This is a genomic window from Burkholderia sp. AU15512, assembly GCF_002223325.1.
Classification (GTDB): Bacteria; Pseudomonadota; Gammaproteobacteria; order Burkholderiales; family Burkholderiaceae; genus Burkholderia.
On the sequence record NZ_NKEX01000006.1, the window covers coordinates 2,221,529 to 2,247,489 of the forward strand.

The 25,961-nt window shown below is 69.0% G+C and carries 26 protein-coding genes; 17 read left to right on the forward strand and 9 right to left on the reverse strand.

Features of this window, described 5'->3' with window-relative positions:
• Positions 1–216: 216 nt before the first annotated feature.
• Complete coding sequence (locus CFB43_RS29260) at positions 217–1,137, reverse strand: LysR family transcriptional regulator (protein WP_089474252.1); 921 nt, start codon at positions 1,135–1,137, stop codon at positions 217–219.
• 139 nt (positions 1,138–1,276) lie between these two features.
• On the opposite strand from CFB43_RS29260, the gene CFB43_RS29265 reads away from it, so the two are divergent.
• The 3 genes from CFB43_RS29265 (at position 1,277) to CFB43_RS29275 (ending at position 3,797) form a co-directional block, all read left to right on the forward strand.
• Positions 1,277–2,560: an aromatic ring-hydroxylating oxygenase subunit alpha gene (locus CFB43_RS29265; RefSeq protein WP_089497618.1), complete on the forward strand. Its 1,284-nt coding sequence runs from the start codon at positions 1,277–1,279 to the stop codon at positions 2,558–2,560.
• Positions 2,557–3,060, forward strand: coding sequence for an aromatic-ring-hydroxylating dioxygenase subunit beta (locus tag CFB43_RS29270; RefSeq protein ID WP_089497619.1), 504 nt, complete (start codon positions 2,557–2,559; stop codon positions 3,058–3,060). The genes CFB43_RS29265 and CFB43_RS29270 overlap by 4 nt, the downstream gene beginning before the upstream one ends.
• Positions 3,061–3,410: 350 nt before the next feature.
• A complete protein-coding gene (locus CFB43_RS29275; RefSeq protein ID WP_089497620.1) occupies positions 3,411–3,797 on the forward strand; it encodes a tautomerase family protein in 387 nt (128 codons plus the stop codon).
• 59 nt (positions 3,798–3,856) lie between these two features.
• On the opposite strand, the gene CFB43_RS29280 is transcribed toward CFB43_RS29275, so the two are convergent.
• Positions 3,857–5,440: a sensor histidine kinase gene (locus CFB43_RS29280; protein ID WP_089497621.1), complete on the reverse strand. Its 1,584-nt coding sequence runs from the start codon at positions 5,438–5,440 to the stop codon at positions 3,857–3,859.
• A gap of 144 nt (positions 5,441–5,584) precedes the next feature.
• On the opposite strand from CFB43_RS29280, the gene CFB43_RS29285 reads away from it, so the two are divergent.
• The 5 genes from CFB43_RS29285 to CFB43_RS29305 all read left to right on the forward strand — a co-directional run bounded on the left by CFB43_RS29285 (position 5,585) and on the right by CFB43_RS29305 (position 9,744).
• Entirely contained in the window at positions 5,585–6,778 is a 1,194-nt protein-coding gene (locus tag CFB43_RS29285) for an acyl-CoA dehydrogenase family protein (protein WP_089497622.1), read from the forward strand.
• 95 nt (positions 6,779–6,873) lie between these two features.
• Complete coding sequence (locus tag CFB43_RS29290) at positions 6,874–7,251, forward strand: hypothetical protein (protein ID WP_011356094.1); 378 nt, start codon at positions 6,874–6,876, stop codon at positions 7,249–7,251.
• An 8-nt stretch (positions 7,252–7,259) separates the two neighbouring features.
• Complete coding sequence (locus CFB43_RS29295; RefSeq protein WP_089497623.1) at positions 7,260–7,778, forward strand: nuclear transport factor 2 family protein; 519 nt, start codon at positions 7,260–7,262, stop codon at positions 7,776–7,778.
• A gap of 38 nt (positions 7,779–7,816) precedes the next feature.
• On the forward strand, positions 7,817–8,941 hold the full coding sequence (locus CFB43_RS29300) for an amidase (RefSeq protein ID WP_089497624.1): 1,125 nt from the start codon (positions 7,817–7,819) through the stop codon (positions 8,939–8,941).
• A gap of 59 nt (positions 8,942–9,000) precedes the next feature.
• Positions 9,001–9,744 (forward strand): SDR family NAD(P)-dependent oxidoreductase, encoded by a 744-nt coding sequence (locus CFB43_RS29305; protein WP_089497625.1) that lies wholly within the window; start codon positions 9,001–9,003, stop codon positions 9,742–9,744.
• Positions 9,745–9,796: 52 nt separating this feature from the next.
• Here the strand turns inward: CFB43_RS29305 and CFB43_RS29310 are convergent, their stop codons facing one another.
• A complete protein-coding gene (locus CFB43_RS29310; protein WP_089497626.1) occupies positions 9,797–10,429 on the reverse strand; it encodes a response regulator transcription factor in 633 nt (210 codons plus the stop codon).
• 352 nt (positions 10,430–10,781) lie between these two features.
• Here CFB43_RS29310 and hpaC point away from each other — a divergent pair, with 352 nt between their 5' ends.
• On the forward strand, positions 10,782–11,327 hold the full coding sequence (gene hpaC / locus CFB43_RS29315; protein WP_089433257.1) for a 4-hydroxyphenylacetate 3-monooxygenase, reductase component: 546 nt from the start codon (positions 10,782–10,784) through the stop codon (positions 11,325–11,327).
• 20 nt (positions 11,328–11,347) lie between these two features.
• Here the strand turns inward: hpaC and CFB43_RS29320 are convergent, their stop codons facing one another.
• Together CFB43_RS29320 and CFB43_RS29325 are read right to left on the reverse strand one after the other, a co-directional pair.
• Positions 11,348–12,616, reverse strand: coding sequence for a YbfB/YjiJ family MFS transporter (locus tag CFB43_RS29320; RefSeq protein ID WP_089497627.1), 1,269 nt, complete (start codon positions 12,614–12,616; stop codon positions 11,348–11,350).
• 226 nt (positions 12,617–12,842) lie between these two features.
• On the reverse strand, positions 12,843–13,388 hold the full coding sequence (locus tag CFB43_RS29325; protein ID WP_089497628.1) for an RBBP9/YdeN family alpha/beta hydrolase: 546 nt from the start codon (positions 13,386–13,388) through the stop codon (positions 12,843–12,845).
• Positions 13,389–13,505: 117 nt separating this feature from the next.
• Between CFB43_RS29325 and CFB43_RS29330 the strand changes: the two genes are divergently transcribed.
• The 3 genes from CFB43_RS29330 to CFB43_RS29335 all read left to right on the forward strand — a co-directional run bounded on the left by CFB43_RS29330 (position 13,506) and on the right by CFB43_RS29335 (position 15,480).
• Positions 13,506–13,961 carry an Lrp/AsnC family transcriptional regulator gene (locus CFB43_RS29330; RefSeq protein WP_089497629.1) on the forward strand — a complete coding sequence of 152 codons (456 nt, stop codon included), beginning with the start codon at positions 13,506–13,508 and terminating at the stop codon, positions 13,959–13,961.
• A gap of 384 nt (positions 13,962–14,345) precedes the next feature.
• Positions 14,346–14,468 carry a hypothetical protein gene (locus CFB43_RS38970; RefSeq protein ID WP_006766865.1) on the forward strand — a complete coding sequence of 41 codons (123 nt, stop codon included), beginning with the start codon at positions 14,346–14,348 and terminating at the stop codon, positions 14,466–14,468.
• Between the two features lie 58 nt (positions 14,469–14,526).
• Positions 14,527–15,480 carry a leucyl aminopeptidase gene (locus CFB43_RS29335; protein ID WP_089497630.1) on the forward strand — a complete coding sequence of 318 codons (954 nt, stop codon included), beginning with the start codon at positions 14,527–14,529 and terminating at the stop codon, positions 15,478–15,480.
• Positions 15,481–15,496: 16 nt separating this feature from the next.
• Here CFB43_RS29335 and CFB43_RS29340 read toward each other — a convergent pair whose 3' ends face one another.
• Positions 15,497–16,006 carry a GNAT family N-acetyltransferase gene (locus tag CFB43_RS29340; RefSeq protein WP_089497631.1) on the reverse strand — a complete coding sequence of 170 codons (510 nt, stop codon included), beginning with the start codon at positions 16,004–16,006 and terminating at the stop codon, positions 15,497–15,499.
• 55 nt (positions 16,007–16,061) lie between these two features.
• Complete coding sequence (locus CFB43_RS29345; protein ID WP_089497632.1) at positions 16,062–17,093, reverse strand: AraC family transcriptional regulator; 1,032 nt, start codon at positions 17,091–17,093, stop codon at positions 16,062–16,064.
• A 336-nt stretch (positions 17,094–17,429) separates the two neighbouring features.
• On the opposite strand from CFB43_RS29345, the gene CFB43_RS29350 reads away from it, so the two are divergent.
• The 5 genes from CFB43_RS29350 (at position 17,430) to CFB43_RS29370 (ending at position 23,359) form a co-directional block, all read left to right on the forward strand.
• Complete coding sequence (locus CFB43_RS29350) at positions 17,430–19,145, forward strand: GMC family oxidoreductase (protein WP_089497633.1); 1,716 nt, start codon at positions 17,430–17,432, stop codon at positions 19,143–19,145.
• A complete protein-coding gene (locus CFB43_RS29355; protein ID WP_089497634.1) occupies positions 19,132–21,582 on the forward strand; it encodes a flavin-containing monooxygenase in 2,451 nt (816 codons plus the stop codon). Before CFB43_RS29350 ends, CFB43_RS29355 begins: the two co-directional genes overlap by 14 nt.
• 211 nt (positions 21,583–21,793) lie before the next feature.
• Positions 21,794–22,348 carry an arsenate reductase/protein-tyrosine-phosphatase family protein gene (locus CFB43_RS29360; RefSeq protein WP_089497635.1) on the forward strand — a complete coding sequence of 185 codons (555 nt, stop codon included), beginning with the start codon at positions 21,794–21,796 and terminating at the stop codon, positions 22,346–22,348.
• A 352-nt stretch (positions 22,349–22,700) separates the two neighbouring features.
• Positions 22,701–23,033, forward strand: coding sequence for a type II toxin-antitoxin system RelE/ParE family toxin (locus tag CFB43_RS29365; RefSeq protein WP_048020341.1), 333 nt, complete (start codon positions 22,701–22,703; stop codon positions 23,031–23,033).
• Positions 23,030–23,359 carry a helix-turn-helix domain-containing transcriptional regulator gene (locus CFB43_RS29370; protein ID WP_011356110.1) on the forward strand — a complete coding sequence of 110 codons (330 nt, stop codon included), beginning with the start codon at positions 23,030–23,032 and terminating at the stop codon, positions 23,357–23,359. The genes CFB43_RS29365 and CFB43_RS29370 overlap by 4 nt, the downstream gene beginning before the upstream one ends.
• Positions 23,360–23,375: 16 nt before the next feature.
• On the opposite strand, the gene CFB43_RS29375 is transcribed toward CFB43_RS29370, so the two are convergent.
• Complete coding sequence (locus CFB43_RS29375; RefSeq protein ID WP_089497636.1) at positions 23,376–25,394, reverse strand: LssY C-terminal domain-containing protein; 2,019 nt, start codon at positions 25,392–25,394, stop codon at positions 23,376–23,378.
• Positions 25,395–25,496: 102 nt separating this feature from the next.
• Positions 25,497–25,949 (reverse strand): hypothetical protein, encoded by a 453-nt coding sequence (locus tag CFB43_RS29380; protein WP_089497637.1) that lies wholly within the window; start codon positions 25,947–25,949, stop codon positions 25,497–25,499.
• Positions 25,950–25,961: the final 12 nt, after the last annotated feature.

The window sequence follows — 25,961 nt, forward strand, 5'->3', positions numbered from 1 at the left end:
GACGCATTCGCCCAGTCACACGCGCATCCAATGCGCTGCCCGCGCTCTCGTGGATCAAACGTCACCGACACGCTCGACGAGCTCGACCAGCAGTGTGAGCATCCACGCGCTGCCCTCGTCCTCACGTGTCACGTGTCACGCGTCACGCGTCGTCGCGCGACCCGACCCGCTCGGCAAGCAACGCGTGCAACCATGCGTTGCTGGCGTCCTCATCGATCACACGTCATCGAACCGCTCGACAAGCTCGGCCAGCAACGTGCGCATCCACGCATTGCCCTCGTCTTCATGAAAATGCTCGTGCCAGTGCATCGTCACCGGCGCGGGCGGCAGCGTGACGGGCAGCTCGTACAGGCGGAACGCATTGTCGCGGTTCAGGATCTGCGCGAGCCGCTTCGGCAGCGTCGCATACAGATCGGTGACCGACAGCACGCTCGGCAGCGCGACGAAGTGCGGCACTTCGAGCGCGATGTTGCGGCCCACGCCTTGCGCGCGCAACGCATCGTCGAGCGCGTGGTGGCTGTGCTCGACCGATTTCACATTGATGTGCGCGGCGCGCACGAATTGCTCGAGGCTCAGCGCGGCGCCGCTCGGCACCCCGCGCCGGCGGCCCGTCATGCACACATAGGTTTCCTCGAACAGCGTCTGGTGACGCGTGCGCGGCATCAGCTCCGGCAGGTTGCCGATCGCGAAATCCAGCCGGCTCGCGCGCAGCGCTTCCTCGATCTCCTCCACCGGCAGCGGCTGCACGCTCAGCGTCACGCGCGGCGCGCGCTCGCGCAGCGCCTGGCAGATCGCCGGCAGGTACGCCATCTCGCCCGCATCCGACAACGACAGCCGGAACGTGCGCGTGCTGGTGGCCGGATCGAAGCGCTCCGCGTAGCGCAGCGCCACGCGCACCATGTCGAGCGCCTTGCCGACGATGCCCGCGAGTTCGAGCGCGACCGGGGTCGGCTGCATGCCCGCGCGCGTGCGCACGAACAGCGGATCGTCGAACAGCGTGCGCAGCCGGCCGAGCGAATAGCTGACGGCCGGCTGCGACAGCGCGAGCCGCTCGCCGGCCTTCGTCAGGCTACGCTCCTCGACGATCGCCTGGAACACACGCAACAGGTTCAGATCGAGATGATCGACCGATGTCATGACCGCCTCCATTATTTGCCACATTTATTGATCGGCCAATTTTAGATCAATTTGACGGATATGTAGTGGGAGACGAGACTGGGTACTCGACACCGCGCACGACGCGCCCCGATTTCGCGACTCTTTCCCCCACACGACGATGAGCGACATTTCCTACCAGACGATCGACACCAGCGCGTTGCATGGCCTCGCGCAACCCGACCGCATCGCGCCCGCGATGTATCACGATCCCGCGCTGTTCGAAGCCGAGCTCGACCGCATCTTCTACCGCACCTGGATCTGGGTCGCGCACGAAAGCGAGCTGCCGAACCCGGGCGACTTCATCACGACGACGATCGGCCGCCAGCCGGTGATCGTCGTGCGCGACAAGACCGGCGAGATCAACGTGCTGCAGAACCGCTGCCGCCATCGCGGCGCGACCGTGTGCGAATCGCACAAGGGCAACGCGAAGGGCTTCACGTGCCCGTATCACAGCTGGTCGTACGCGCTCGACGGCACGCTGCGCGCGCTGCCGTACGGCGACGGCTACGAAGGCGTGTGCGAGAAAGGCGACCTGCCGCTCGTGAAGCTGCGCGCCGGCGTGTACCAGGGGCTGATCTTCGCGAGCTTCAACGATGCGATCGAACCGCTCGAGGATTTCCTCGGCGGCGCGAAGCCGTGGATCGACCTGTTCATGAAACAGGGCGCCGGCTACCCGATCAAGGCGAACGGCGAGCACAAGTTCAAGTTCAAGGGCAACTGGAAGATCCAGCTCGAGAACACGACCGACCTCTATCACTTCCCGGTCGTGCACAAGTCGTGGATGAAGTCGATCGACGACGAGACGGCCGCCGCGATCACGAGCTTCATGACGAGCGAGGACGCGTTCTGCCGCGGGCTCGGCAACGGCCACAGCCTCGCGGTGCTGATGCCCGAGCTGATCGATCTCGACGAAGACGACGGCGCGCCGCTGCCCGAGCGCTTCGCGCCGCTCGCGGCCAAGCTCGCCGAACGCCACACGCCGGAGGAAGTGCGCCGCATCGTGCGCTCGCTGATGGGCGTCGGCTTCAACCTGAATCTGTTCCCGAACCTCGCGCTGTCGATGGCGTTCTTCCGCGTGCTGCGGCCGATCTCCGCGAACGAAACCGAGATCCGCCATGTCGCGCTCGCGATGGACGGCGGCCCCGACGAAGCGAATCGCGAGCGGCTGCGCATTCACGAACACTTCCAGGGCCCGTTCGGTTTCGGCAGCCCCGACGACGCGGAAGCGTGGGAGCGTGTACAACGCGGCGCGCATGCGGGCCCCGACGTGCCGATCCTCGTGAATCGCGGGCTGAACCGCGAGACGACTGCCGCGAACGGCGAAAAGACCGCGCATGCAACCGACGAGACCGGCATGCGCGAGGCCTACCAGCAATGGCGCATGATGATGGAGCAACAATGATGGACGACCGCAACGCCCTCTTTTCCGAGCAGACCTTCGCCCGCGCGGTCGAATTCGTGTGGCGCGAAGCCGAGATGCTCGACCGCCGCGACTATCGCGCGTGGCTCGACCTATGGCAGCCGGCCGGCCACTACGTGGTGCCGATCGATCCCGACACGACCGACTTCGCCGCGACGCTGAACTACGTGTTCGACGACCACGACATGCGCGAGAAGCGCGTGCAGCGGATGGTGTCCGGCTATTCGGCGTCGGCGACCGATGCGGCGCGCACGGTGCGCACCGTGTCGCGCTTCACGCTGGAAAGCGGCAGCGCCGGCACCGTCGAGCTGAAATCGGCGCAGGTCGTCGTCGCGTACAAGCGCGGCGTCGCGACGCTGTTCGCGGCCGACGTCACGCACAAGCTGCACGTCGATGCGGAAGGTGAGATGCGGATCGCCGAGAAGGTCGTGCGCCTGATCGATTCGACTGAAGCGCTCAGTGCGATCGGCTTCCTGCTGTAAGCGACCACCGGTTCGCCATCGCCGGCGCAACGGTGAGCCGGTCACCTTCACCTTTAGGCGACCAGCGGTTCGCCGTCGCCAACGCAACGGTGAGCCGGCCACCTTCACCTTCAAGCGGCCTCCGGTTCGCCTTCGCCAACGCAACGGTGAGCCGGCCACCTTCACCTTCAAGCGGCCTCCGGTTCGCCTTCGCCAACGCAACGGTGAGCCGGCCACCTTCACCTTCAAGCGGCCTCCGGTTCGCCTTCGCCAACGCAACGGTGAGCCGGCCACCTTCACCTTCAAGCGGCCTCCGGTTCGCCTTCGCCAACGCAACGGTGAGCCGGTCACCTTCACCTTTCCCGACGACCATGCCCACACTCGAAGTTTTCCTGCCGGCCGGCCATGACGACGCCCGCAAGGCCGAACTGATCGCACGGCTGACCGGTGCGACCGTCGAATCGATCGGCGCACCGATCGAATCGGTGCGCGTGCTGCTGACCGAATTGCCCGCGACGCACATCGGCCTCGGCGGCCGCAGCGCCGCCGACGGCGCGCCGCCGTCGCTGCCCGTGATCGTCGCGATCCTGATCGCCGGCCGCACCGACGAACAGAAGCGCGCGCTGATCGCCGCGCTGTCGGAGACAAGCGCCAGCGTGCTCGACGCACCGCTGCAGGCCACCCGCGTGATGATCAAGGACATCCCGAACACCGATTTCGGCATCGGCGGGCAAACCGCACGGGCGCTCGGGCGCTGATCATGCGCTGCGCGCGTGCCTGCCCGCTCATGCACCGCGGCCGCCGGGCGGCCGCGGCGTCAAGCATTCCCCGGCGACGATGCGTCCGCCCGAGCCTTCGTCCCGGCGAGCGGCAGCGTCACGCGGCAGTCGAGCCCGCCGCCAGCGGCCGGGCTGGCAGCGATCCGGCCGCCGTGGCGCGTCACGATGCTCTTGCACAGCGACAGCCCGATTCCGTTCCCCCCGGCCTTCGACGACGAGAAGCCGTCGAACAGCCGGTCGTGAGCGTCCGCCGCGACACCCGGGCCGTTGTCGATCGCGCGCAGCACTGCATGCCCGCCGACGCTCGCCGTGCCGAGCGTCAACGTGCGCGGCACACGCTCGCAACCGGCGAACGCCTCGATCGCGTTGAACGCGAGATTCAGGATCACCTGCCCGATCAGCACGCGCTCGCAGCGGATCGGCAGCGGCGCGTCGGCCTGCACGATCGTGACCGTCACGCCGGCCTCCTTCGCGCGCAGCTCGATGAAATACGCGACGTCCGCAAGAATGTCGCGCAGGTCGGCGAGCGCGACGACCGGCTCGCGCTTCACGATGAACTCGCGCACGCTCTTGATGATCAGCGCCGCATGCTCGGCCTGCCGGTCCGCGCTGCGCAGCCCCCAGATCGCGTCGTCGATCGCGCCGCGCGCGTTCAGCCGCTGCACCGCGCCTTCGATGAAATTGCGCACGGCCGCGAGCGGCTGGCTCAGCTCGTGCGCGATCACGCTCGCCATTTCACCCATCGCGTTGTAACGGCCCGCGTGTTCGAGCATGCGCGCTTCCGCGCGGCGGGCGTCCTCGATCGCGACTTCGTCGCTCACGTCGCGGAACTGCACGAGCAGCCCGTCGAGATCGTCCTCGATCTCGACCTGCCGGCACAGGATGCGCAGCCAGCACGACGAGCCGTCGCGCCGCACGATCCGGTAGCGCTGCGGCGCGGACGGATACGCGGACGGCGCATCGCGCAGCTGCGCGACGAGCCGGTCGCGGTCGGCGTCGGAGCAGTAGTCGAGCACCTCGCCGAGCGCTTCGTCGGGTGCGAGCCCGAGCACGCGGCGGCCCGACTCGCTGATGAACTGCACGCCGCCGTGCGGCGTGACGACCGCGATGCCTTCGTCGAGGTCCTGCATGAATTCGCGCAGCCGCGCCTCGTAGCGGCGCAACTGCTGGCGCACCGCCTCTTCCGCGCTGATGTCGCGGAACTGCACCATCACGACGTCGCGCCCGCGCAGCGGCACGTAGGTGGCGGTCGCCTCGGACAGCATGTCGACGCCCGTGCGCGACCGGTAGCACCACTCGTACACCTGCGGCCCGTCGACGAGCGCGCGATCCCACGCGCTCACGGCGATCTCGCGCTGGTATTTCGGCTCGGGACGCGTCATGTCCGGCGCCTTCAGCGGCAGCAGCTCCTCGACGGAAAAACCGAGCGCGATGCACGCGGCGCGGTTCGCCCACACGATCGCCTTGGTGTGCGCGTCGTGCAGCAGCACGCAAGTCGTCAGCGCGTCGAGCAGCCGGTGGAAATCGTCTTCGTCGGGGAAACTCATGATCGGCTTCGGATGAGGTCGCGCGGCATCGTGCGACCGGAAACCCAACATAGCACCGGCGCGCGCCGCCCGCATCTGAAGATTTCTTTAGTGCGGCACGGAACGTCACCAGTCGCACGGCCCAACGCACCAATTGCTGCGTGTTTTCGGCGTTTCTAGACTGGTTGCATCGTCGTGACCACCCCGCATTCGAACCCCCAGCCGCCCCAGGAGACAGCCATGCCCCACGCCGCCCTTGCCCTCGACACCGCACCGGGCGCTCCCCACGCGGCCAGCGAACCGGCCGCCCGGCTGTCGCCGCTCGACGCCGTGATCGAGACCGTCGCCGCGCGCCGCGAAGAATTCGACCGCCTGTCGCACGTGCCGCGCGACGTGATCGCGCTGTTCAAGCAGGCCGGCATCTATCGCGCGGGCACGCCGCGCCGGTTCGGCGGCGATGCGCTCGCGCCGACCGCGTTCCTCGACATGATCGAGCGGATCGCGACCGCCGACGGCTCGGCCGCATGGGTCGCGAGCTTCGGCTCCGCGAACGTGTATCTCGCCGCGCTGCCGCTCGACACCCAGGCCGAGCTGTATGCGAGCGGCCCCGACCAGGTGTTCGCGGGCGGGTTGTTCCCGGTGCAGCCGGCCCAGCCCGCGCCGGGCGGCTGGCGCGTGAACGGCACGTGGAAGTTCGCGAGCGGCTGCAAGGGAGCCGACTGGCTCGGCGTCGGCATCGCCGTGCCGGGCGCACAGGACGCCGCGCCGAACAAGCCGCGCACGGCCGTGTTCCGCGCAGCCGACGTCGAGATCGTCGAGAACTGGAGCGTGGTCGGCATGCAGGGCACCGGCAGCCACGACCTGCGCGTCGACAACCGCTTCGTGCCTGAAGCGTGGACCTTCGTGCGCGGCGGCGAGCCGACCGTCGACGAGCCGCTGTACCGCTATCCGACCGTCGCGTATGCGGCGCAGGTGCTCGCCGTCGTGAACCTCGGCCTCGCACGCGCGGCGCTCGACGTCGTGAACCGCATGTCGGGCGGCCGGCAGACGACGACCGGCGCACCGCGCCTCGCCGATCGTGCGTACTACCGCATCGAACTCGCGAAGGCCGAAGCGCAACTGCGCTCGGCGCGCGCGTTCTTCTACGACGCGACCGACGGCGTGTGGCAATCGATCCTCGCCGGCAACCCGGTGACGCCCGACCAGGTCAGCCTGCTGCGGCTCGCGGCCACGCAGATCGCACGCGAAGGCGCGAGCGTCGTCGAACGCGCGTACCGGCTCGGCGGCACGGCGGCGATCTATCGCACGCATCCGCTGCAGCGGCTGCTGCGCGACGCGATGGTCGTCACGCAGCACGCGTTTCTCGGCGAAGGCAACTTCGACGGCGCCGGCGCGGTGTTCACCGGCGTCACGCCGTTTCCCGGCTATCTGTAACCTGCATCGCACGAATTGCTTTTGCACGCGCATGAAGCCGACGCACCGTCGCCGGCCGATTCATGCGCCCCACCGATTCCTCTGGAGAACCTGATATGTCCGATTCGAATCCGCTGCCGCTGCGCGTCCTGTTCTGCTGCGGCGTGTCGCAAAACTTCTTCGACCTGCCGCGCGAGAAGATCGGCGAAGTGTGGCAGGCGTACGGCGCGATGCTGGCCGCCGTCGAAGCGATGCCCGGCGTGCGCGTGCTCGGCGTGATGGATGACGACCGCCTCGTGGTCGGCCAGGCCGACGGCGCGCCGTGGACCTTCTACATCATGGCCGACGTCGCCGACTTCGACACGACGGTCGCGGTGTGCAACCTGTATCGCACGACGCCGGTCGGCGAATACAACCTGTGGCGCTACGGCAAGATCGAAGCGCGCGTCGGCCGTGCGCTGACGGTGCCGCCGGCCGCGAAGCCCGCGGCGTGAGGCGCGCGATGACCGACCTGTCTCCCGGCCTGATCGATGCGCTCGCACAGCGCGTGGCGGCGCTCGACGCCGAACGCGCGGTGCGCGCGACGATCGCGCGCTACATGGCGCTGTGCGACGTGCCCGAGGATGCCGGCGACGGCCCGTCGCTCGCCGCGCTGTTCACGCCCGACGCCGTGTGGGAAGGCATCGGCCCGCAGTATGCGCAAAAGTTCGGCCGCCTCGAAGGCACGGACGCGATCGTCGCGATGCTGGGCCGCTACCTGCCGCCCGATCCGCACTTCGCGGCGAACCTGCACTTCCTGACGTCGGAGTCGATCGAGATCGGCGCCGGCAACACGCGCGCGCGTGGCCGCTGGATCATGCTGCAGGCGTCGCGCTACGCGGACGGCGCGGCCGAGTTGATCGCCGCGCGGCTGACCGTCGATTTCGCGCCGGCCGCTAACGGTTCTGTGTGGCTGATCCGCCATTTCCGCACCGAACGCGTGCTCGACGGCCCCTGGCCGCTCGCCGCGCCACGGCCCTGATTGCTGCCCCTTTCCACCGCTTGCTCACGATACCGACCATGACAGGCTTCATCGACACCTTCACGCTCGGCGGCCCCGGCCCCACGATCGCGATCAAGGACACGATCGACATCGCAGGCTATCCGACCCGCGCGGCGAGCCGTGCGCTCGCCGACGCACCGCCGGCCACGCAACACGCGGACGTCGTCCGCCTGCTGCTCGACGCGGGCTGGCAAATTGCCGGCAAGGCGAACATGCACGAGCTTGCGTTCGGCATGACCGGCATCAACGACTACACGGGCACGCCCGTCAATCCGCAGGACGCGACGCGCATTCCGGGCGGCTCGTCGAGCGGTTCCGCTTCGCTCGTCGGGCTCGGCATGGTCGATGCGGCGCTCGGCACCGACACGGGCGGCTCGATCCGCGGGCCGGCTGCCTGCTGCGGCGTGGCCGGGCTGAAGCCGACGTTCGGCCGCGTGTCGCGGCGCGGCGTCGCGCCTGCCGACACCACGCTCGATTGCGTCGGGCCGTTCGCGCGCGACATCCGCACGCTGGTTGCGGTGATGGCTGCGATCGCACCGGGCTTCGATCGCGCGCAAGCCGCGGCCTCCGTGGCAGGCTGCACGGTCGCGCACATCACGGTCGACGCCGACCCGGCCATCGCCGCCGCGCTCGACGCGGCCATACGCGCGTCGGGCCTGCACGCGCACGCGGCCGTGCTCGACGACATGGCGGCGTCGTTCGTCGCCGGGCTCACCGTGATCAACGCGGAAACGTCGCGTGCGTTCGGCCATCTCGTCGAAACCGGCAAGCTTGGCGCCGATCTCGATGCCCGATTGCGTGCGGCCGCAACGACCACGCCCGCGGCATTGCAAGAGGCCGAAGCCGTACGTGCACGCTTCATCGCACAGGTCGACGCCGCGCTCGAACACGCGGACGTGCTCGTGCTGCCGACGCTGCCCGCGCTGCCGATCACGCTGCAGCAGGCGCGCGATGGCGTATCGGTGATCGCGATGTCGTCGCTGATCCGGCCGTTCAACCTGAGCGGCCATCCGGCGCTCAGCCTGCCGCTGCCGCTCGCCGGTTCGCCGCTGAAGGCCGGCCTGCAGATCGTCGGCCGCAAGGGTGCGGACGAACACGTCTGCGCGATTGCGGCACACTTCGAAACGGCACTCGCCGCATGAACCACGATGCGGGCGCGACATCCACCGATGCGCGCTCGCGAACCACGGAATCACACACCATGTCAGACCGAGTCGTCCTCGTCACCGGCGCCGCACGCGGGCTGGGCGCCGTCATCGCCGAACGTTTTCATGCGGCCGGCTACCGCGTCGCGCTGGCCGATATCGCCGCCGACGCCATCCAGGCGCACGCACGCGAACTCGACCCGAGCGGCGAACGCGCGATCGCGCTGCCGCTCGACGTCACGTCGAAACGCGATTTCGAAGCCGCGCGCGATGCCCTCGTCGCGCGCTGGGGCACGATCGACGTGCTCGTGAACAACGCGGGCGCCTCGAAGGTCGTGCCCGCGATGGAGATCACGGCCGAGCAGTTCGACCAGGTGATCGACGTGAACCTGCGCAGCGTGCTGTTCGGCTGCCAGGTGTTCGGCCAGTACTTCGCGGCGCGCGGCGCAGGTCGAATCGTCAACATCGCGTCGCTCGCCGGGCAGAACGGCGGCTCGGCGACCGGCGCGCACTACGCGGCCGCGAAAGGCGGCACGCTGACGCTGACCAAGGTGTTCGCGCGCGATCTCGCCGCGCAGGGCGTGACCGTCAACGCGATCTCGCCCGGCCCGCTCGATTTGCCGATCGTCTATGAAAGCGTCGCGCCGGAGAAGCTGCGCCAGGTGCTCGCGAGCCTGCCGGGCGGCAAGCTCGGCTCGGCCGGGTTCGTGGCGGACGCCGCCGTGCTGCTCGCGTCGGGCGACGCGCATTTCGCGAACGGTGCGTGCTGGGACATCAACGGCGGGTTGTACATGCGCTGAGCGTCGCGCGTCGAGCGCTGCGTGCAGCGCTTCGCCGAACCCCGGCAAGGCCCTATCGCGACGCTTCCCCGTCGTCGCCCCACACGACCATCACATCGCGCACGAGCGCGGCGATCGACGTCGCGCCGAGCTTCTCCTTGATGCTCGCGCGATGCACGTCGACGGTCTTCACGCTGATCGACAGGTCCGACGCGATCTGCTTGCTGCCCTTGCCGTCCACCACGCCGCGCAGCACTTCCTTCTCGCGCGCGGTCAGCGCATCGAGCCGCTGGCGCAGCTCGCGGTGACGCTGGCTCACCGCATGCCGCTGCTGCGCGAGCCGCAGCGCGCGTTGCACGCGCTCGAGCATCTGCTGCGAGTTATACGGTTTCTCGACGAAATCGATCGCGCCGTTCTGCAGCGCGCGCACGGACATCGGGATATCGCCGTGCCCGCTGACGAAGATCACCGGCAGCGTCGCGCCGCGCGCGTTCAGTTCCGCCTGCACGTCGAAGCCGCTTTTCTCCGGCATCCGCACGTCGAGCACCAGGCACGCAGGGAGGTTCACGTCGAAGCGCGCGAGAAAATCGGTGGCGTTCGCGAACCCTTCGGACGCGATGCCGACCGATTCGAGCAGCCACGCGAGCGACGTCCGCATGCCGGTGTCGTCGTCGACGATGTATACGATCGGTGCGGGTGACGTCATCGCGGGTGTCTCACTGAATATCGGTATCGGTATCGCACGCGCCGCATACGGGGCCGGTTCCGGCGCGTCGCGCGCGTCGTTCGCTGGGGGTGTGCGGCACATCATAACGAGCCGAAAACCCGCTGAAAACCCTTTCACGCGCCGTATGAACGTGCAATCGCGCTTTTTTTCGCGCGGTGCGCCGCGCATCTAGGTAGAACCTTTAGACGCGTTGGCGAGAACGCCATCTCCATCGTCAATCGTGCGAATGGTCGCCGGCATTTTCGCGTCGTACGCTTGGGTCATCGTCGGTGATCCGGCGCTGCACCGGTAGCGCCAAGCGATCGCCGCTTTCGTCCAACCAGGAGCGCCCATGTCTTCCACGACCGATATCCAGCGACCGGCACGCGTCGAGCCGACCGACGCGCAGAAGGCCTTCCGGCAAGCGATGGCCCACCTCGGCGCGGCCGTCAACGTGATCACCACCGCGGGGCCGCACGGCCGCTGCGGGATCACCGCGAGCGCCGTGTGCTCCGTCACCGACACGCCGCCGACGCTGCTCGTGTGCCTCAACCGGTCGAGCGCGATGCGGGCGACGTTCGAACGCAACCGCCACGTCTGCATCAACGTGCTGCCGGCCGAACACGAGCAACTCGCGCGGCATTTCGCAGGGCTCACCGACCTGCCGATGGCGCGACGCTTCGACCTGCCCGTGTGGGATCGCGGCGAGCAGGACGTGCCCGTGCTGCGCGACGCGCTCGCGAGCCTGCAGGGCACGATCGCCGACATGAAGGAAGTCGGCTCGCACTCGGTGATGTTCATCGAGGCGACGTCGATCCGCGTGCGCGACGACGGCGACAGCCTGATCTACTTCAGCCGTGCGTTTCATCGCGTGTCGCGCACGGCGTGCGTGCGGTGAATGGCGTGTTTAGAGCGTGATTACGCGGCGGCCCGCAACGCGCGCTGCCCGGCCGCGAGCGCGGCGCCCGCGAACAGCGTCAGCGCCGAATACACGAGCCCGCGTGCGAGCCCGGCACTATCCGACACCCAGCCGATCGCGACCGGCCCGGCGATCTGCCCGAACGCGAAGACCGTCGTGAACGCGCTGATCCCCTTCGCCCAGCCGTCCGGCGGCAGGTTGTGGCGTACGAAAGCCGTCGTCGATGCGACGGCCGACAGGAACGTCGCGCCGAACAGCACGCCCGACGCGAACGCGGCCGCCGGATGCACGAACATCGCCGGCATCAGCGTCGCGATGCCGAGCAGCGCGTTGAGCACGGCGAGCGCCTGGCCGCCGCGCATCCGGTCGAGCAGCCCCGACCACAGCCGCGCCGACACGACGGTCGCGACGCCGAGCATCACGTAGAACGCGGCAACCACCGTGCCGCTCATCCCCGCGCCGCGCAGCAGCGCGACGATGAAGGTCATGTAGCCGATGTAGCCGACGCCGAACAGGCCGTAGCCGGCGAGCGCGAGCGCGAAGCGCGCGGGGCTCGCGGTCGCGACCAGCGCCGCACCGCCGCGCGGCGCAGTCGGTGCCGCGTGCATGCGCTCGATGCGACGCGCGGCCGACACGGCCACGGCCGAGAACAGCACGCACGCGAACGCGAGCGCGAACCACGCGGGCTGCCAGCCATGGTCGCCGTGTGAGAGCGTCGCCGGCACGAGCAGTGACGATGCGACGACGCCCCATCCCGTGCCGCCGTAGTAGAGCCCGAGCAGCAAGCCCGCATCGCGTGGCGATGCCGATGCGAGCCGCGCGGCCAGCACGCCGCCGCTGATGAAGATCAGCGCGCTGCCGACGCCGGTCGCGAGCCGCTGCACGAGCAGCGCATGCATGCCGGACGTGAGCCCGCACGCGGCCATCAGCAACGCGGTCAACACGCATCCGGTCGCCAGCAGCGAGCCGGCTCTCCAGCGCCGCGACAGCAACGGAAACGCGAGCGCTCCGACCAGATAGCCGGCCGCGTTCGCCGTGTTCAGCGCGCCGGCCTGCGCGAACGTCCAGCCGAGATCGGCCTTCATCGGCGGCAGCAGCAGCGCATACGAAAAGCGCGCGAGGCCGAGCGCAATCGCGCTGCCGAACGACAGGCAGATCGCGAGCCGCCACGCGGCGATGCGATCGGGGTCACGTTCCGGGAAGGGGCTGGTCGCGCCGGTGTCCGGCCGCGACGGGCCGGCCTGCTCCGGTTGCGGCGCTGCGCGCATCGCGTGTCTCCTTGGTCGTTCGAAGCCGCGGCCAGTCGTGACGGCGGAACCGGTGTTCCGCACGCGGCAATCCCGACTGTCGAGGCTTCCGATTCTGTCGACCGATCATACTTGAGCCGTCGCGGGCCGGCATGCGTTGTCGACAGGAGCCCGGCCGCGGCAGCCGGCTCGTCCATGCATCGCCCGCCGCAAGCCATCGCGAGAGCACGTCGGCCGCTTGCCCGCGCTACCCCCGCAATCCCGCCATGAAAGCCGTGAACAACGCGCGTCCCTCGGGCCATTCCGCCAATCCCGCTTCCGTATTCAGATGGCCGCGCGGGCCGAGCAGCAACGGCGTCGCGCCGCGCGCTTGCGCCCATGCAATGCCGCGCCCGGCCGGGTCGTACCCGTCATCCGAACTGGCGATCGCCAGCACCGGCAAGCCGCCGAAATCGCCCGCCGGCACATCCGCGAACGCACGGGCGGCAACCGGAAAACGCGGGCCGCCCGGATCGGGCACCGCCACGAGCCACGCAGCGCGCACGACGCGCGTCGACGCCGCCCGCCAGTGCGCGAACAGCAGGCACCCCAGCGAATGACAGATCACCACCGGCGGCGTCGCGGCTTGCGCAACGGCTTCATCGAGCGCCGCCATCCAGTCGCGCAGGTCGGGCGCATCCCATGACGCAGGCGCGATGCGCACCACGCCCGGCAGCGCGGCCTCCCAGTGGCTCTGCCAATGATCCGGTCCCGAGTTACCGATCCCCGGCACGATCACGATCGTCTGGTCCATCTCCGTCTCCATGAATGAGTGAGCTCAGAGTCTGGCTTGCCGGAAACCGGCCGGGAATGGCAAATCATCGGATATTGAGACAATATGCCGATGAATTAACGGAGCGGGAAAGCGGACATGTCGAACGGAGAGCTCGATCGCCTGGATCTGTCGATCCTCGAGGCGCTTCAGGACAATGCACGGATGCCGCTGTCAGAAGTGGGCCGCCGCATCGGCCTGTCGCAGCCGGCTACGTCGGAGCGCGTCAAGCGGCTGGAAGAGCGCGGCATCATCACGGGCTACGGTGCACGGATCGATCCGGCCGCGCTGGGGCTGGGGATGATGGCCATCATCCGGTTGAAGACCACGCACGAACACATCAAGCCTGCGCTGCGCGCGTTCGCGGAAATGCCGCACGTCATCGAGGTCCACCGGATGACCGGCGAGGATTGCTTCCTGCTGAAGGTCCTGGTGCCGACACCGGGGCAACTGGAAACCATCATCGATGCGATCGCCCGCTTCGGCGCGGTCACGACGTCGCTGGTGCTGCGATCCGAGCCGGCCAAGCCGCTCGGCAAGGCGCTGCTCGGTTGACACGCGGATCGGGCCGCTGATGCGCTGCCGATGACCGGCGACGCGTTCGCGCGCATGCATGGTCGCCGCGAACGCCATCGATCACGACGATCGAATTTCCGATGAAAAATCGCCGAATGCAATGCAACGCCTGGAATTCCGGTCATTGAAAAAATGACATCGAATCCGCCATTCGCTTTATCCGTGCTTTACGTCATGCGCCCCGCCAATCCCCCGTGTTTAGCACGCTTCGGCTAAAAACCTTGCAACGCATTGCATTCGCAAATTCGTCAGACTAATATCAACGCCACTCGCCGCGCATTCACGAAATGCGTGATGAGGAGTGGCAACTTTTTAGCCGCGCTTTCATGTTGAATCACTCATGTTCACCACAGGAGAATTGACATGCAGGACACCCAGCAGATCGAATTGCTTGACTGGATGCAGGAAGACACGCACCCCGAGGCCGTCGACATGATGGTCGAGGACGCCGTGGTGCCGTTCGGCACCGCGCTCTGGCCGGTCTGAGCGGGCCACCCGTTCTCGCGGAAGGGCCGCGGCCCTTCCGCCGCTTCCGGAGACACGCATGCTGAACCTGCACCGCGCGCTGGGCTTCCACCCCGCGCTGCGCGACAAGCTGGCGCGCGGCGAGTCGGGAAAACTGCTGGTCGGCCATGACACCCGCAACCGCGACATCGCATTGCGCGCGTTTTCCGCCCTGCCCGATTCGCTCGACGCGACCACCCTCTGCCTCGAAAGCACCCCACCCGCCGATATCGCCGCCGCGCTCGATCGCGCCGATCTGTTCGTGCTGCTGTACGACTCGTCGTGCCTGCCGACGCCGTCGCCGAGCGGGCCGCCGTTCCTCGCCGCGATCCGCCCCGCGATCGTCGAGCACTGGAGCAAGTCGGTCCTGTTCAAGGACTACGGCCCGCATCTCGACGAGGCGTTCGCCGAATCGCTCGACGACATCGCGGCACGCAACGGCCGGCTGATCGACGCGGCCGCACGCGCGTCGCGGATCCGCTTCATCGACGAAGCCGGCAACACGCTGACGGGCTCGCTCGCGCCGGACCAGAAATGGACGAGCGTGGACGGCATGGGCAACCTCGACGTCGTGCCCGGCGAGATCGCGACGCACGTCACCGACCTCAACGGCTCGGTCGTCTTCAGCGGCACGTTTCTCGGCACGGTGCCGTTCGCGATCAAGTACAAGGTGGCCGAGCAGCTCGCCACGCTGCAGGTCGAGAACAGTACGGTCGTCGGGTTCGACACGGACAACGAAGGTTTCCGGCGCGACTTCTCGACCTATCTCGACCGGCATCCGAATCACCGGCGGATCGAGGAATTCGGCATCGGCACGAACCTCGGGATTCGCGGGCTGTACGGCCGCAACGCGGGGTTCGAGGAACGCCATCCGGGCCTGCACCTCGGGCTCGGCGGCGGCGAAAACGGCAGCCACCATCTCGACCTGATCTTCGCGCGCGGCACGCTCGCGCTCGACGACCGGATCGTGTTCGACGGCGCGTTCGCCGTCTGACGAAGCAGCTGCGTGCTCAGGCTTCGGCGGCCGCCGTGTCGCCGAGCCACTTGAACATCACGAGGCTGTCGACGAAGCCGAGCCGCGCGTGACGGTACGCACGCGGCAACCGGCCGACGATTTCAAATCCCAGCTTCTGCCACAGCGCCACCGCCACTTCGTTGGTCGACACCACCGAGTTGAACTGCATCGCGAGGAAACCGCGCTCGCGTGCGACCTGCTGCGAATGCTCGCACATCAGGCGCGCGACGCCGCGGCCGCGCGCGGCCTCGCTCACCATGTAGCCGCAGTTGCTCACGTGATCGCCGGGGCCGCCCGCGTTCGCCTTCAGGTAGTACGAGCCCAGGACCACGCCGTCCTCTTCGGCGATCCACGTGCACAGCGGCGCATCGAGCCACAGTGCGCGCGCCGCTTCCTGTGTCGGCGCCGCATCGAATGCATAGGTTTCCTGAGCGGCGACGATCGCGCGATAGGTCGGCCAGAAGCGCGGGAAATCGTCGTCGGTCATCGGGCGAATCGTGATCATGCGGAGTCTCTCGTGATGGGAATGTCGGCAGGCATGCCGGCGATCGTACCGTGATTCAGGAACGGCTGCCGTCCCGTTGCGCCGCGCTGCGATACGCGCCCGGCGGCACGCCGTACCAGCGCTTGAACGCCTGCGAGAAACTCGACAGGTCGCTGAAACCGAGCCGCTCGGCCACTTCCGCGAGCGACAGGCGCGCGTCGCCGAGCAGCGCCTCGGCCATCGCGCCACGCGCCTGCGCAAGCAGGGCGCGGAACGTCGTGCCCTCCTCCTGCAGCCGGCGCTTGAGCGTGCGCGGGCTCGTGTTCATCAGCCGCGCCATGTCCTCGAGCGAGAACGGCGCGGGGCCGGGCGTCGCGCTCAGGTACTGGCGCACCATCTCGGACGTGCCCACGCGCGCACGCCGCGCTTCGAGCAGCTGCCCGCACATCTGCTCGCACATCGACACCGTCAGCGGATTCGCGTGCGGCAGCAGCCGGTCGAGAAACGCGCGGTCGAAAGCGAGGCGGTTCGCGCGCGCCGAGAACGCGGGTTCGACGCCGGCGATGCGCGGCACCGGCAGGGTCGGCGTGCGCGCCGCCTGCACCGTGAAGTGCGACAACGCGAACGTGTCGTCGCCGATTTCCTGCAGCAGCACGGCCGCGGCCGTCATGTCGCGCTCGACCAGGAACCGGCTCAGCGTGCCATCGAGTTCCGGCGCGCCGAAATTGAGCACGCACGTGCCGCCTTCCTCGCGGTACGTGATCACCGTGAACGCATAGGTGAGCGGCAGGAAGCGCAGCGCCAGCGCGAGCGCGTCGCGTGCGGTCGCGCTCGCGATCAGCCCGTAGCCCCACACGCCGTAGGCGGAGAAGTGATAGCGCTGGCCGACCTCGAACCCGAGGCCCGGCGCGCGCCCGAGCGCGCGCAGCAGGTTGCCGGTCAGCCGCAGTTCCTGCGCGGCCGTCACCTCGACCTTCGGATCGTCGAGCTGTGCGTTGGCGAGCCCGGTGCCGGCCAGCAGCGTCGTGTGCGGCACGCCGCGTTCGTCGCCGAAATCGACCAGCAGCCGGGCGCTGGCCGGACTCCGGGTGAAATCCCAGAAGCTCATGCGGAGAAACCCTCGAAGCGCCGATTTGGCCCAAATACTAAAACAATTGTCCCGAAGCAGCATTGGTGTTTTCCCATGCGGCCAGCACCATCGGCGTCAACCAGTCGTCATCCGAACGACGCCATCGCCCTCCGGAGGAGACACCATGCGACCGAGTCGCCCGACCGATCCCGCAGCCCGCTTCGCATGCCGGCGCGACGCTTTCGTCGCGTTCCTCGCGTTCGCCGCGTTTGGCCGCGACCCCGCCCCGCCGCTCGCGCCCCGCCTGCCGCACGCCGGCCGCCCGTGCACGCAGCCGCGCCCCGCTTGATCCATCGACCCTCGGAGGACCAATCCATGAGCAAGACTTTCGACTACATCGTCGTGGGCGGCGGTTCGGGCGGCAGCGTCGTCGCCGGGCGGCTGACCGAGGACCCGGCCGTGACCGTCTGCGTGCTCGAGGCCGGCGGCCGCGGCGACGGCACGCTCGTCAACGTGCCAACCGGCGCGGTCGCGATGATGCCGACCCGCATCAACAACTGGGCCTTCGACACGGTGCCGCAGCCGGGCCTCGGCGGGCGCATCGGCTACCAGCCGCGCGGCAAGGTGCTGGGCGGGTCGTCGGCCATCAACGCGATGGTCTATATCCGCGGCCATCGCGTCGACTACGACGGCTGGGCCGCGCTCGGCAACGAAGGCTGGAGCTACGACGACGTGCTGCCGTACTTCCGCCTGAGCGAGCACAACGAGCGCTTCGACGATGCGTGGCACGGCCGCGACGGCCCGCTGTGGGTGAGCGACCTGCGCACCGGCAACCCGTTCCATGCGCGCTACCTGGAAGCCGCGCGGCAGGCAGGACTGCCGCTCACCGACGATTTCAACGGCGCGCAGCAGGAAGGCATCGGCCTCTACCAGGTCACGCAGAAGCACGGCGAACGGTGGAGCGCCGCGCGCGCATACCTGCTGCCGCACATCGGCCGCCGCGACAACCTGACGGTCGAGACGCACGCGCAGGTGCTGCGCGTCCTGTTCGACGGCACGCGCGCGATCGGCGTCGAGGTGCGGCAGCGGGGCGAGGTCCGCACGCTGCGCGCGCGGCGTGAAGTCGTGCTCGCGGCCGGCGCGCTGCAAACGCCGCAGTTGCTGATGCTGTCGGGCGTCGGCCCGGGCCGCGAACTCCAGCAACAGGGCATCGCCGTGCACGCCGACCTGCCCGGCGTCGGCCGCAACCTGCAGGATCATCCGGATTTCATCTTCGGCTACCGCACGCGCAGCGTCGACACGATGGGCGTATCCGCGGGCGGCGGCCTGCGCATGCTGCGCGAGCTGGCGCGTTTTCGCCGTGAACGGCGCGGGATGCTGACGTCGAATTTCGCGGAAGGCGGCGGCTTCCTGAAGACGCGCGCCGAGCTCGACGCGCCGGACATCCAGCTGCACTTCGTCGTCGCGCTCGTCGACGATCATGCGCGCAAGCTGCACGCCGGCCACGGGCTGTCGTGCCACGTATGCCTGTTGCGGCCGCGCAGCCGCGGCTCGGTCACGCTGAACAGCACCGATCCGCTCGCGGCGCCGCGCATCGATCCCGCGTTCTTCGACGATCCGCGCGACCTCGACGACATGGTCGCGGGCTTCCGCCTCACACGACGGCTGATGGAAGCGCCGGCACTCGCCGGCTGGACCACGCGCGACCTGTTCACCGCGAACGTCGACACCGACGATGACATCCGCGACGTGCTGCGGCGCCGCACCGACACCGTGTATCACCCGGTCGGCACGTGCCGGATGGGGCACGACGCGCTCGCCGTCGTCGATCCGCAACTGCGCGTGCGCGGCCTGCAGGGGCTGCGCATCGTCGATGCGTCGGTGATGCCGACACTCATCGGCGGCAATACCAACGCACCGACGATCATGATCGCCGAGAAGGCCGTCGACCTGATGCGGGGCGTGTGCCGCACATCCGCACAACCGCAACGCGAAACCGTCAGGATGACGACGGATCTCGACACAGTTCATGCCGCGAGTGCCGCGCACGATGCCATCCAGCCCGAGGAAACCCGCCATGTCGTCGCCTGATACCGCTCGCGCCGCCGAATCCACCGCACCGCTCGCGGCGATCATCATCGGTGCCGGCTTCGCCGGCATCGGCATGGCGATCGCGCTGCAACGTGCCGGCATCCACGATTTCGCGATCGTCGAACGCTCGCACGACGTCGGCGGCGTGTGGCGCGACAACCGCTACCCGGGCGCCGCCTGCGACGTGCCCTCGCACCTGTACTCGTTCTCGTTCGAGCCCAATCCGGCGTGGTCGCGCGTGTTCGCGCCGCAGCCCGAAATCCATGCGTACCTGCAGCATTGCGCGCGCAAGTACGGCCTCGCGCGCTACCTGCGCTTCGGCGCCGAAGTCGCGCACGCCCGCTACGAAGAAGCCGCCGCGCTGTGGCGCGTCACGCTCGCCGACGGCACGACGCTCAGCGCCGCCGTGCTCGTCAGCGGCACCGGGCAGCTGAGCCGCCCCGCGATGCCCGACCTGCCCGGCATCGACACGTTTCGCGGCCGCGCGTTCCACTCCGCGCACTGGGATCACGACTATTCGCTCGCCGGCAAACGCGTGGCGGTCGTGGGCACCGGCGCGTCGGCGATTCAGTTCGTCCCCGCGATCGCGGGCGACGTGAAGCAGCTCGTTGTATTCCAGCGTTCGCCGGCCTATGTGATGCCGCGCCCCGACCGCGCGTACCGCCCGTGGGAGAAAGCGCTGTTCCGCCGGTTGCCGTGGGCGATGAAGCTGCATCGCGCATCGATCTACCTGCGCTACGAATCGCGCGCGATCGCGTTCACGCGCCTGCACAAGCTGATGAAGGTCGCGGTCGGCCAGCCCTTTCACACACTGCTTGCACGCGACGTGCCGGACCCCGCGCTGCGTGCGCGGCTCACGCCCGACTACCCGATCGGCTGCAAGCGCATCCTGCTGTCGAGCGACTACCTTGCCGCGATGAGCCGCGACAACGTCGAACTCGTCACGCAGCGGATCCGGCGCGTGACGGAGGACGGCATCGAGACCGTCGACGGTGTACATCATCCGGTCGATGCGATCATCTACGGCACCGGGTTCGCGGCGACCGAGTTCCTGTCGCCGATGCATATCACCGGCCGCGACGGGCTCGACCTGAACGACGCATGGCGGCGCGGCGCGCAGGCGTATCTCGGGCTCACCGTGCCCGGTTTTCCGAACTTCTTCATGCTGTACGGCCCGAACACCAACCTCGGCCACAACTCGATCGTCTACATGCTCGAAAGCCAGATCGCGCACGTGATGCATTGCCTGCGCACGATGCGGCGCGATGGCGCGCGCGAGATCGACGTCGATGCACGCCGCTACCGGCGCTTCAACGTGCATGTGCAACAGCGGCTCGAAGGCTCGGTGTGGAACAGCTGCAAGAGCTGGTACGTCGATGCGTCGGGCCACAACAGCACGAACTGGCCGGGCTTCACGCTGACCTACCGGTGGATCACGCGCTTCACCGGGATGGGCGCGTACCGCTTCACGCATCCGTTGCCCGAGTCGGTCGCACCGGCGCGCGACGTGGTGATCGCGCCGCCCGCCGGCCGGCTGGAGGCACTGACCGCCGCATCGCTGCGCGGCTTCCTGCGCGTCGCGTTCCGGCCGCTGATCGGGCCGCCGTTCGGCGCGCGCATGCAACGGTGCGTGGTCGCGCTGCTGTCGCCGCTGATGCCGGGTACGGGCGGCACACTGCGCTACCGTACGTCCGCGCATCGCGTGCCGGTTGAAGTGGTCGCGCCGAAACGCGGTGACACGGGCGGCGCGATCCTCTATCTGCACGGCGGCGCATTCTGCCTCGGCGGGCCGCACACGCATCGCGGCGTGACGACGCGGCTGGCGAACGAGGCCGCCCTGCCGGTGTGGGTGCCCGATTACCGGCTGGCCCCCGAGCATCCGAGCCCGGCCGCGCTCGAGGATGCGCTGGCCGTCTATGACGCGATGCGCGCTCAGGGTCATGCGCCGCACCGGATCGTGATCGCCGGCGATTCGGCCGGCGGTGCGCTGGCGCTCGCGCTGGCCATCGCGCTGCGCGAGCGCGGCGAGCCAGCCGCCGCCGCGTTGCTGCTGATCTCGCCAGTGACCGATCCCGCCCTCGGCGGCGCGACACTGGCGTCGCGCCGTCATGACGATCCGATGATCCGTCGCGGCTGGCTCGAACAGGGGCTGCGCTGGTATCACGGCGCCGGTTCCGTGGCCGCCCGCGGCCCGCTCGATACCGACCTGCGCGACCTGCCGCCGATGCTCGTCCAGGCCGGCGACCAGGAGGTGCTGCTGTCGGATGCGCAGCGGCTCGCCCGTCATGCGCGGGCCTGCGGCGTGCCGTGCCGGCTTGAGGTTCATGCGGCGCGCTGGCATGTGTTTCATCTGCAGGCGTTTTACCTGCGGTCGGCACGCGATGCATTGCGGACGCTGGCGGGGTTTGCGGCGCAACGGGTGGCGATGAAGGCGTGACGACGAAGCAGTCACGCGCCGCGATCGGGGCCGTGGTTCGCGGCCTCGCCGGTCGGGTGCGCGGTGCATGCGCCGTCAGCGAACCCGCTTGCCACGAAGCGACGTCGTCTTGCAAAAACCGGCCGTTTATTTTTTTCCGTCGCATGCGGCCGTCATGATCTCCCGCAAGCCCCGGCGCGCCGCCGGGGTTCCCCACCCTCGCGGAGACATCATGAAAAGAAGGCACACCCTCAACACGCTGGCCCTGCTCTGTTGCGTCGGCATCCAGTGCGCGACGTCGGCGTTCGCCGACGAGCCGAAGAAGGTCGCGTTCGTCGACACCGGCAACACCGGGCGCAGCGTGATGGCCGAAGCGATCGCCGGCCAGTTGATCGCGCAACGCCACGCGCACATCGCGGTGATTTCACGTGCGGTCGACGAAGATCCGTATGACGAAAAACCCGAGGAAAACGGCGTGATCCTGATGAAGCGGCGTGGCATCGACACGACCGCGCACCGTTCGGTGCAGTTGAACGCCAACGACGTCAAGCATTCCGACGTGATCCTGACGATGACCGACAAACACAAGGAGAAGGTGCTCGCGCTCTATCCGTCGGCCGCCGGCAAGGTGTTCACGCTGGCCGAGTATGCGTCCGGGAAGCACGTCGACGTGCCCGATGCGTGGGGCAAGCCGATCGATTTCTACGAATCGGTCACCGCGCAGCTCGACACGTACATCCCGGCGGCGCTCGACAAGATCGCGACGGCCGCGCCGGCGAAGCAGTAATGTCAGATGGCTTGTCGGCTCGCCTGGCGCGACGCGCCGGCACCGACAGGTTTGCTGTTCACGTTGCCCCCCAACCACCCCACCCACCGCATGCCCGTCGCCGGGACATTGACTTTGGCCATCCGGCCGAATCGTCATCCTGCGCACCGGATGAAAGAATGATCTTCGTCCGGGAAGCCGGCTTCGCGGCCTGACATCCCGCACTTCGAAGGCACCGTACGCGCAGCAACGCGCGTGCGATGTCGTGTGTCGCCCCGACTCGGCAATGCGCGCACGCCCCCGCGCGCACCACCCGGCCGCTCGCACGACCCCGCCATTTACCCTACTCCCTTTTTGTAGCTTATAAGTTACAATGCTCTCCAAGTTCGAACTTCTTCGCTACCAGCGCGACGATGGTCGCGAGCCCTTCACCGAATGGTTGAACGCCGTGCGCGACAAGCTTGCGCAGGCACGGATTCGCGAACGCTTGCGCCGCGTGCAGACCGGCAACTTCGGCGATTGCGAGCCCGTCGGCGAAGGCGTGATCGAACTGCGCGTCCACGTCGGCGCCGGCTATCGCGTGTATTTCGGGCGGTACGGCGGCGCACTGGTGCTGTTGCTTTCAGGCGGCGACAAAAGCAGTCAACCCGACGACATCAGGCGCGCCAAGGAACACTGGTCGAACTGGAAACGGAGGCAAACATGACCAAGCTCAAAGGTGCGGTATCGCACCACGACGCGGAAGTCGCCGAACTCGGCGCCGACCGCGAACTCGCGGTGGCCTATCTGCGCGTCGCGATGGAGTCGCTCGACGATCCCGACAACCGCGCGGCCGGCCTGCTCGCGTTGCGGACGGTCGCGGAAGCGTACGGCGGTCTCGGCGCCGTCGCGGCCGAAGCCGGCATCAGCCGCGAATCGCTGTATCGCACGCTCTCCCCGAATGGCAACCCGACACTGAAAACCCTGCTCGCGGTGCTCAAGACCGTCGGCCTGCGCCTGTCCGTCGTCCCCGCACAGCCGGCGCACGCGTAAGCGTCACACCGCCCGCTCACGGCCGCACCATCCACACCAGCAGCATCTCCGCCGGCGCGCTCGTCATCCCCGCCGGCGGATGCTCGATCGCCGGCTCGACCGACAGCGCCTTCGCGATCGTCGCCGCATCGTCGATCGTCGTCGTGCGCACGATCGTCATCAGTCGCGCCGGCCGGTGCAGCGTCTCGCGATACAGCGCGCCGTACCACAGCGGCCGCATGCCGAGCGCGTCCTGCAGCACGTACGGATAACGCCACAGCCGCAGCACGAGGCGGCCGGCCGGTTGCCCCGGATCGACGCGCACGAACACGCGGCGCGTGCTTTCCCCGTGCGTGTAGCGCGGCAGCACCGGCAGCGCATCGGCCGGCGCCTGCGGCAGCAGCCAGCGCAGCGCGGTGGCCGGCGACCACGGCGTCGCGCGCTGCCAGCCGGCCTGCGCGAGATGCCGGTCGAGCGTGTCCGACGTCGCGCTCCATTGCAGCGGCAGATATTCCTCGCGGTCGCCGCCGATTTCGGTGCGCCGCACCGGCACACGCTGCCACCCGCCGCGCAGCCACTGGTCGACGGTCATCGCGACCACGTCGCCGACATGCGGGCGCGCCGCGCGGTCGAGCTGCCATTGCGCGGGAACCGTCCATACGCCGGCCGTCGCGAGCACCACCGTCACCGCGACGAGCGCGCCCCTTGGCTGCACGTGCTCGCGCACGCGCCAGTACGCATAGGCGCCGGCCAGCAGCGCGAACCAGGCGAGCCCGAGACTCCAGCCGCCCAGCAGGCCCGACAGCCACGTGTCGCCCACATACAGCCGCGCGAAGCCGCCGAGCACGATCCACAACACCACCGCCGTGACGACCGGGATCCGCCACCGCGCGGGCCGGTCGCGCGCGAGCACCCAGCCGAGGCCGCTGCTCGCGAGAATCGCGAACGCCGCTTCGGCATCGGGCAGCGGCACATGCGGCGCACCGGGCGGCAGGCTCGCGGGCGTCGCGCCGGGTATGCCCGCGCCGAACACCGGCCCGAGCACGACGGCGACGCCGACCGTCGCGAGCCACCACGCGGCCGTCAGCCAGCAGCGATGGATCATCAGCCAGACGAGAAACGCGGCCGCGACGATCAGCCCCGTGTCGTGCCCGTGCAGCACGGCAAGCGCGCGCATCGTGGCGTCCACCGGCGGCGTGCGCAGGTTCTGCAGGAACGCATACAGCGCGATGTCCGCGTGCATCAGCGGATCGTTCGCGACGACATCCTGCACGAGGCCCGCGAACAGCCACACGCAGCCGATGAACAGCAGCGCGAGCACGGGCACCGCGCCGGGCAGGCCGCGCACGTAAGCAATCGTGTCGTGCAGCCGTGCACCGAACCGCGGCCAGCGGCGCGCGCAGGCGTGCACGCCTTCGACGAGCGCACGGCGCAACAGCGGCCAGCCGCGCCGCAACGCGACCCGCACGCCGATCCACACGAGCGCGACGAGCGCCGCGACGACCAGCAGGATCACGGCGACCCGCACGCTGATCGCCGCGGCCAGCGCGGCCGACGCGCCGAACAGGATGCCCGGCGCGACGTGCACGGGCCCCCAGATGAGCGCCGAGACGACGTTGACCGGATAGAACGACCGGCGCGGCAGCGTCGCGCAGCCGACCACGACCGGCACGACCGCGCGCACCGGCGCAAGAAAACGCGCGAGCACGATGCTCTTCATGCCATGGCGCAGCACGAACTCCTCGCCGCGCGCGAAGGCGGCCGCGTAGCCGAAGCGCGCCCAGGCGTTGCGGATCACGCCGCGATAATGCCGCCCGAGTTCATAGCTGATCCCGTCGCCGATCACGGCGCCGGCCGCCGCGACACCGATGGTCGTCCAGCCGTCGAGCGCGCCCGCGCCGATCAGCGCACCGGCCGCGAACATCACGGCGCCGGCCGGCACGACCGTGCCGATCAGCGCGATCGCCTCGGCGCACGCCGTCACGAACACGATCGCGAGCACGAGCAGCGGATGTGCGCCGATCGCGCCGATCCACGCGTGGATCGTGCCGCTCATCGCGCGCGCCTCGGCGGAGCGCGCCGGCGTGCGAACGCCGGGCCGGTGGTGGCAGCGTGAAGGTTCATCGGGCGGTGCGCGCGGTCGCGCCGGCGGGGCGGGTCAATCGAACTCGTGCTGCCGCGCGTCGGCCTCGAGCGGCGCGTCGTGGTAGCCGACCATCGCGATCTCCTGCAGATAGCGCGCGAGAAACGCGCCGATCGAGCCGGCAGCCTCGTACTGATGCACGTGGCGGAATTCGTGGGTCAGCAGGCGGCGCGTGTCCTGCCCGCGCAGCACGTACACCGCATGGCCGAGCGTGAGCCCGATCGTCCCCGGCGCCAGGAGCCCCGTGTCGCGGGCGATCGCGGCCAGCGACGGCACCTCGGGGAACGGCATGCGCTCGACGATCACCACGCGGATCCGCTCCGGCTGCGCGACGCCCACCGTGCGCGCGTCGTCGGCCTGCTCGGGCGTCAGCGGCGCCCCCTGCGCGATCCCGCGCGCCGCCTCGGCTTCCGCCCATGCAACGGCAGCGGGCAGTGCGGTGGGCAGGATATCGGCAAGATCGATCATCGCGGGGCTCCT

Bases quoted from the DNA above. Each gene is read 5' to 3' on its own strand.
- CFB43_RS29260 (WP_089474252.1), bottom strand. From the start codon at position 1,137: ATGACATCGGTCGATCATCTCGATCTGAACCTGTTGCGTGTGTTCCAG.
- CFB43_RS29265 (WP_089497618.1), top strand. From the start codon at position 1,277: ATGAGCGACATTTCCTACCAGACGATCGACACCAGCGCGTTGCATGGC.
- CFB43_RS29270 (WP_089497619.1), top strand. From the start codon at position 2,557: ATGATGGACGACCGCAACGCCCTCTTTTCCGAGCAGACCTTCGCCCGC.
- CFB43_RS29275 (WP_089497620.1), top strand. From the start codon at position 3,411: ATGCCCACACTCGAAGTTTTCCTGCCGGCCGGCCATGACGACGCCCGC.
- CFB43_RS29280 (WP_089497621.1), bottom strand. From the start codon at position 5,440: ATGCGGGCGGCGCGCGCCGGTGCTATGTTGGGTTTCCGGTCGCACGAT.
- CFB43_RS29285 (WP_089497622.1), top strand. From the start codon at position 5,585: ATGCCCCACGCCGCCCTTGCCCTCGACACCGCACCGGGCGCTCCCCAC.
- CFB43_RS29290 (WP_011356094.1), top strand. From the start codon at position 6,874: ATGTCCGATTCGAATCCGCTGCCGCTGCGCGTCCTGTTCTGCTGCGGC.
- CFB43_RS29295 (WP_089497623.1), top strand. From the start codon at position 7,260: ATGACCGACCTGTCTCCCGGCCTGATCGATGCGCTCGCACAGCGCGTG.
- CFB43_RS29300 (WP_089497624.1), top strand. From the start codon at position 7,817: ATGACAGGCTTCATCGACACCTTCACGCTCGGCGGCCCCGGCCCCACG.
- CFB43_RS29305 (WP_089497625.1), top strand. From the start codon at position 9,001: ATGTCAGACCGAGTCGTCCTCGTCACCGGCGCCGCACGCGGGCTGGGC.
- CFB43_RS29310 (WP_089497626.1), bottom strand. From the start codon at position 10,429: ATGACGTCACCCGCACCGATCGTATACATCGTCGACGACGACACCGGC.
- hpaC (WP_089433257.1), top strand. From the start codon at position 10,782: ATGTCTTCCACGACCGATATCCAGCGACCGGCACGCGTCGAGCCGACC.
- CFB43_RS29320 (WP_089497627.1), bottom strand. From the start codon at position 12,616: ATGCGCGCAGCGCCGCAACCGGAGCAGGCCGGCCCGTCGCGGCCGGAC.
- CFB43_RS29325 (WP_089497628.1), bottom strand. From the start codon at position 13,388: ATGGACCAGACGATCGTGATCGTGCCGGGGATCGGTAACTCGGGACCG.
- CFB43_RS29330 (WP_089497629.1), top strand. From the start codon at position 13,506: ATGTCGAACGGAGAGCTCGATCGCCTGGATCTGTCGATCCTCGAGGCG.
- CFB43_RS38970 (WP_006766865.1), top strand. From the start codon at position 14,346: ATGCAGGACACCCAGCAGATCGAATTGCTTGACTGGATGCAGGAAGAC.
- CFB43_RS29335 (WP_089497630.1), top strand. From the start codon at position 14,527: ATGCTGAACCTGCACCGCGCGCTGGGCTTCCACCCCGCGCTGCGCGAC.
- CFB43_RS29340 (WP_089497631.1), bottom strand. From the start codon at position 16,006: ATGATCACGATTCGCCCGATGACCGACGACGATTTCCCGCGCTTCTGG.
- CFB43_RS29345 (WP_089497632.1), bottom strand. From the start codon at position 17,093: ATGAGCTTCTGGGATTTCACCCGGAGTCCGGCCAGCGCCCGGCTGCTG.
- CFB43_RS29350 (WP_089497633.1), top strand. From the start codon at position 17,430: ATGAGCAAGACTTTCGACTACATCGTCGTGGGCGGCGGTTCGGGCGGC.
- CFB43_RS29355 (WP_089497634.1), top strand. From the start codon at position 19,132: ATGTCGTCGCCTGATACCGCTCGCGCCGCCGAATCCACCGCACCGCTC.
- CFB43_RS29360 (WP_089497635.1), top strand. From the start codon at position 21,794: ATGAAAAGAAGGCACACCCTCAACACGCTGGCCCTGCTCTGTTGCGTC.
- CFB43_RS29365 (WP_048020341.1), top strand. From the start codon at position 22,701: ATGCTCTCCAAGTTCGAACTTCTTCGCTACCAGCGCGACGATGGTCGC.
- CFB43_RS29370 (WP_011356110.1), top strand. From the start codon at position 23,030: ATGACCAAGCTCAAAGGTGCGGTATCGCACCACGACGCGGAAGTCGCC.
- CFB43_RS29375 (WP_089497636.1), bottom strand. From the start codon at position 25,394: ATGAGCGGCACGATCCACGCGTGGATCGGCGCGATCGGCGCACATCCG.
- CFB43_RS29380 (WP_089497637.1), bottom strand. From the start codon at position 25,949: ATGATCGATCTTGCCGATATCCTGCCCACCGCACTGCCCGCTGCCGTT.